This window comes from Streptomyces sp. NPDC057474, from assembly GCF_042802555.1.
In the GTDB taxonomy this organism is placed as follows: domain Bacteria; phylum Actinomycetota; class Actinomycetes; order Streptomycetales; family Streptomycetaceae; genus Streptomyces.
On the sequence record NZ_JBHVDX010000407.1, the window covers coordinates 1 to 4,478 of the forward strand.

5 protein-coding genes are annotated in these 4,478 nt (G+C 69.6%); 2 read left to right on the forward strand and 3 right to left on the reverse strand.

From position 1 onward, the window contains the following. Positions 1 to 440: 440 nt before the first annotated feature. Positions 441 to 1,436 (reverse strand): RNA polymerase sigma factor RpoD/SigA, encoded by a 996-nt coding sequence (locus ACFU53_RS46810; protein WP_384006404.1) that lies wholly within the window; start codon positions 1,434 to 1,436, stop codon positions 441 to 443. Between the two features lie 192 nt (positions 1,437 to 1,628). On the opposite strand from ACFU53_RS46810, the gene ACFU53_RS46815 reads away from it, so the two are divergent. After that, positions 1,629 to 2,147, forward strand: coding sequence for a GNAT family N-acetyltransferase (locus tag ACFU53_RS46815; protein ID WP_384006406.1), 519 nt, complete (start codon positions 1,629 to 1,631; stop codon positions 2,145 to 2,147). Between the two features lie 13 nt (positions 2,148 to 2,160). On the opposite strand, the gene ACFU53_RS46820 is transcribed toward ACFU53_RS46815, so the two are convergent. Next, the gene (locus ACFU53_RS46820; protein ID WP_384006408.1) at positions 2,161 to 2,508 is read right to left on the reverse strand and encodes a DUF1330 domain-containing protein; all 348 of its coding nucleotides are present in this window, start codon (positions 2,506 to 2,508) and stop codon (positions 2,161 to 2,163) included. A gap of 284 nt (positions 2,509 to 2,792) precedes the next feature. Beyond that, positions 2,793 to 3,578, reverse strand: coding sequence for a dioxygenase (locus ACFU53_RS46825; RefSeq protein WP_384006409.1), 786 nt, complete (start codon positions 3,576 to 3,578; stop codon positions 2,793 to 2,795). A gap of 206 nt (positions 3,579 to 3,784) precedes the next feature. Between ACFU53_RS46825 and ACFU53_RS46830 the strand changes: the two genes are divergently transcribed. Next, positions 3,785 to 4,291, forward strand: coding sequence for a MarR family winged helix-turn-helix transcriptional regulator (locus ACFU53_RS46830; RefSeq protein ID WP_384006411.1), 507 nt, complete (start codon positions 3,785 to 3,787; stop codon positions 4,289 to 4,291). Positions 4,292 to 4,478 lie beyond the last annotated feature (187 nt).

Sequence of the window (4,478 nt, forward strand, 5' to 3'; positions counted from 1 at the left end):
GTCCCGGCGCTGGGGGGAGAGCGTCGGGACTCGGCGGCGGATGGCTGCGGTCGCAGCGGTTGTCGCGGCAACGGCTGCGGCGGTCGCGGCAGTTACTGCGGCTGGCTCGGTGAAGTCAGTGGGCGGTGAGACGGCGGATCATGACGGCGTACGACAACACGGGCTTCGCTTCGTTGCGGTACCCCCGACTCCCTCGAACTCCGGGTCCCGGGCCTGGCGGCTCCGGGCCCGGTGAAGTCGTGGGCTCTGAAGTCTTGTGCCCCGGGAACGCGGCGTTGAAGCGGCGTAGTACGGCCAAGTAGCGGCGTAGTACGGCCAAGGTGTGGCCGACGTACGAACGGTACGCCGGGCCAAGCCCCGTGGCGGCCTCAGGGGTTGGGCCGTACGGGGCCTTGGTCCGTACCGGGCTGTGGTCGTCCGTACTGACCCTCGAACGGGTGTCAGGCGACCGCGTCGAAGCCCGTGTCGCGGGCGAGCTTCTTCAGTTCGAGCAGGGCGTGCTTCTCGATCTGGCGGATCCGCTCGCGGGTGAGCCCGTGTTCCTTGCCGACCTCGGTGAGGGTGCGCTCGCGGCCGTCCTCGATGCCGTACCGCATCTTGATGATCGACGCGGTGCGCTGGTCGAGGCGCCCGATGAGGTCGTCCAGCTCCTCGCTGCGCAGCAGCGTGAGCACGGACTGTTCGGGCGAGACCGCGGAGGTGTCCTCCAGCAGGTCGCCGAACTGGGTGTCGCCGTCGTCGTCCACCGACATGTTCAGCGAGACCGGGTCGCGGGCCCAGTCGAGGACGTCGCTGACGCGGGCCGCGTTGGATCCGAGCTCGGCGGCGATCTCCTGGGGCTCGGGGTCGCGCCCGTGCTCGCGGTTGAACTCGCGCTGCACGCGGCGGATCCGGCCCAGCTCCTCGACGAGGTGGACGGGCAGCCGGATGGTGCGCGACTGGTCCGCTATCGAACGGGTGATGGCCTGACGGATCCACCAGGTGGCGTACGTCGAGAACTTGAAGCCCTTGCGGTAGTCGAACTTCTCGACCGCACGGACCAGGCCGGCGTTGCCCTCCTGAATGAGGTCGAGCAGGGGGAGGCCACTGCGGGGATAGCGCCGGGCGACGGCCACGACGAGCCGCAGGTTCGACCGAATGAAGATGTCCTTGGCCCGCTCGCTGTCGGCGACGAGGGCTTCGAGCTCTTCGCGAGTGGCGTCCGCCTTCGCCTCCTCCTCGCCGTCGAGGATCTGCTGCGCGAACACACCCGCCTCGATGATCTGGGACAGCTCGACTTCCTTGGCGGCGTCGAGCAGCGGCGTACGCGCGATCTCGTCGAGGTACATGCCGACCAGGTCGCGGTCGGCGATCTCGCCGCCAGAGGCGCGAACGCTGCGAGCCGCGTCGGTCCGGCCGGCGGACGAACGACGAGCGGCGACGGCACGGGTTGCCATGCGTGCTCCCTTGCGTGGTGGGCTGGCAGGGTCGTATCTGGTCCTACGTAGGTCTTGATGCGGCCGCTCGGACACTCTCCCGAGTGCCCTGCTTCCGAAGGAAACAACGACTGGAATCAGGACAGAATTCCCAACCCGTCCCACTATTTTTCTGATCTTGCAGTACCCTGTGCCGCCACAGGGGGAGGCGGGATGACGGCGGAGTCTGCGGAGGTGCAGGTCAGACCGGGAGCCGAGGCCGACCTCGCCGCCCTCACCAGCATCTACAACCACTACGTCCGTGAGACGCCCATCACATTCGATACCGCTCTCTTCACCCCGGAAGAACGCCGTCCGTGGCTCCTCTCCCACCCAGAAGACGGCCCGCACCGCCTGATGGTTGCCGCCGGCACCGGCTCACAGGAGATTCTCGGGTACGCCACGAGCAGCGCGTTTCGCGGGAAACCGGCGTACGACACCTCGGTGGAGGTGTCGGTGTACCTCGCCCCGGACGCGGGCGGCCGGGGCGTGGGCACGCTGCTGTACAAGGCCCTGTTCGAGGCCCTTGCCGACGAGGACGTCCATCGCGCCTACGCCGGGATCGCGCAGCCGAACGGGGCGTCGACTCGGCTGCACGAGCGGTTCGGGTTCCGGTACGTCGGCACGTATCGGGAGGTCGGGCGGAAGTTCGGGCGGTACTGGGATGTGGCCTGGTACGAGAAGGAACTGTGAGGGCCGGGCCTTTCTACTCGGTGGCCAGGGACTCCCTCAAGGCCTTCGCGGTGGCGGTGGGGTCGTAGTTCTCGGGTACCCCTTCGACCAGGATGATGTCGCCCTCGATGTGCCGGGACCGCAGCGGGGCGATCTCCTGGTACGCGGGTGAGTCCCACCAGCTCCGCGCCTCGGCGATCCCGGGGAAGCCGATCACCACGACGGCTCCGGGCCAGTTCCCCTCCTTCACCTCGTGCTGGGTGACGTGCACGAGGAAGCGGCCGCCGTACGGCTCGAAAGTGGCGGGGATTCGCTCGATGTACTCGGCGATCTCCGGGTGCGGGGCGGCGTCCCGCAGGTGGGCTATGGCGTAGGCGGGCATGGTGTCCTTCCGGTCGGTCGGGCTCCGTACGCCGACGAGCCTGCCAGGCGGACAAGCCGGGGTCGATGACCTGTCAGGTAAGCGACCCCGGCCCGCATGACGACCTGCCTGGGCAACGGGCACCGGCTGGCGTCGGCGGGCCACCTGGCCGGTGACGGCGGGCCACCCGTCTGGGCGGCGGGCCACCTGACCGGCGTCGGCGGGCCACCTGGCCGGCGTCGGCGGGCCACCCGTCTGGGCGGCGGGCCACCTGGCCGGTGTCGGCGGGCCGCCGGCGGAAGCGACTACCCGAACTGCACCGACCGCTTCGCCAGCCCCATCCAGAAGCCGTCGATCACCGACTTCTGGGTGTCCAGTTCCCCGGAGGCCTCGGCCGCGCCCATCGTCACGAAGAGCGGTGCGAAGTGCTCCGTGCGGGGGTGGGCCAGCTGTCCGGCGGGGGACTTGCGGAGGAAGTCGAGGAGGGCGTCCCAGTCGCGGGATTCGAGGGCCCGGCGACCCCAGTCGTCGAACTCGGCGGACCAGGTGGGGACGCCGGCCTGGCGGAGGGCGGCGAGGTTGTGGGTGAAGAAGCCGGAGCCCATGATCAGCACGCCCTCGTCGCGGAGGGGAGCGAGCTTGCGGCCGATGTCCATCAGCTTCAGCGGGTCGAGCGTCGGCATGGAGATCTGGAGGACCGGGATGTCGGCGTCCGGGTACATCTCGACCAGGGGGACGTACGCGCCGTGGTCGAGGCCCCGGTCCGGGATGTCCTGGACAGGGGTGCCGGGGGCCTGGAGCAGCTTACGGACCGAGGCCGCCAGTTCGGGGGCGCCCGGGGCCCCGTACCGCACCTTGTAGTAGTGCTCGGGGAAGCCCCAGAAGTCGTAGACCAGGGGGACGGGGTCGACCGCGCCGAGGGCGAGGGGGGCCTCCTCCCAGTGGGCGGAGACCATGAGGACCGCCTTGGGGCGGGGCAGGGTCGCGGACCAGGCGGCGAGTTCGCCGGGCCAGATCGGGTCGTCGGCGAGCGGCGGGGCCCCGTGACTCAGGTACAGGGCGGGCATGCGCTCGGCGGTGGCGGCGGACATAGGGGTGACTCCCTCAACACGCGCGACGCACACGACACGCGCGCCTCGGCGGGCCCGGTGGTCGCTTCTGTCTCCTTGGTTTCGCCTGGAGCTCCAGGCACTTGAGACTCCCTCCGACTCCCCAGTAGTTGAAGTCTCAATATTTCTTGTTTCACCTTACATCTCTATAGTTCAAATTTCAAGAACGAGCCTCGTACAGTGGACGTATGAAGACCGCATCCGCTGAGGAAGAACCCCGCTGGCTCACCGACGAGGAGCAGCGCACCTGGCTCGCCTATGTGCACGCCACATCCCTGCTCGAGGACCATCTCGACCGCCAGTTGCAGCGCGACGCGGGCATGCCGCACCTCTACTATCACCTGCTCGTGGTGCTTTCCTCGGCGCCGCAGCGGCGGCTGCGGATGACCGAGCTGGCGATGCGGACGAAGATCACGCGGTCGCGCCTTTCGCACGCCGTGGCCCGGCTGGAGAAGAACGGGTGGGTGCGGCGCGAGGACTGCCCGTCGGACAAGCGGGGGCAGTTCACGGTGCTGACCGACGACGGGTTCGAGATGCTCTCGAAGAGCGCGCCGGGGCATGTGGCCGCGGTGCGGCAGGCACTGTTCGACCGGTTGTCGGCGGAACAGCGAAAGGCCCTCGGCGAGATCATGGGGATCATCGCGGAGGGGCTTCAGCCGAGTGAGGCGGGTGCGGATTTGCCCTGGCTGCGGTAGCGCTCCGCCGGGTGAGCCGTGGGGCCCGTGGGGCTGCCGGTCGTCTGCGGCTGCGGGCCGACTGCGGCTGCCGGCCGACTGCGGCTGCGGGTCCTCCTGGGCCGGTCGCGCCCACGCAGCGGAGCAGCATATCGGCACAGGTCCGCGCGCCCCTGGAGGGGTGGGGCAGGGGGCTTCGCCCCTGCCC

Excerpts from the sequence above, each read along its gene's own strand:
- ACFU53_RS46820 (WP_384006408.1), bottom strand. The coding sequence starts at position 2,508 with ATGCCCGCCTACGCCATAGCCCACCTGCGGGACGCCGCCCCGCACCCG.
- ACFU53_RS46825 (WP_384006409.1), bottom strand. The coding sequence starts at position 3,578 with ATGTCCGCCGCCACCGCCGAGCGCATGCCCGCCCTGTACCTGAGTCAC.
- ACFU53_RS46815 (WP_384006406.1), top strand. The coding sequence starts at position 1,629 with ATGACGGCGGAGTCTGCGGAGGTGCAGGTCAGACCGGGAGCCGAGGCC.
- ACFU53_RS46810 (WP_384006404.1), bottom strand. The coding sequence starts at position 1,436 with ATGGCAACCCGTGCCGTCGCCGCTCGTCGTTCGTCCGCCGGCCGGACC.
- ACFU53_RS46830 (WP_384006411.1), top strand. The coding sequence starts at position 3,785 with ATGAAGACCGCATCCGCTGAGGAAGAACCCCGCTGGCTCACCGACGAG.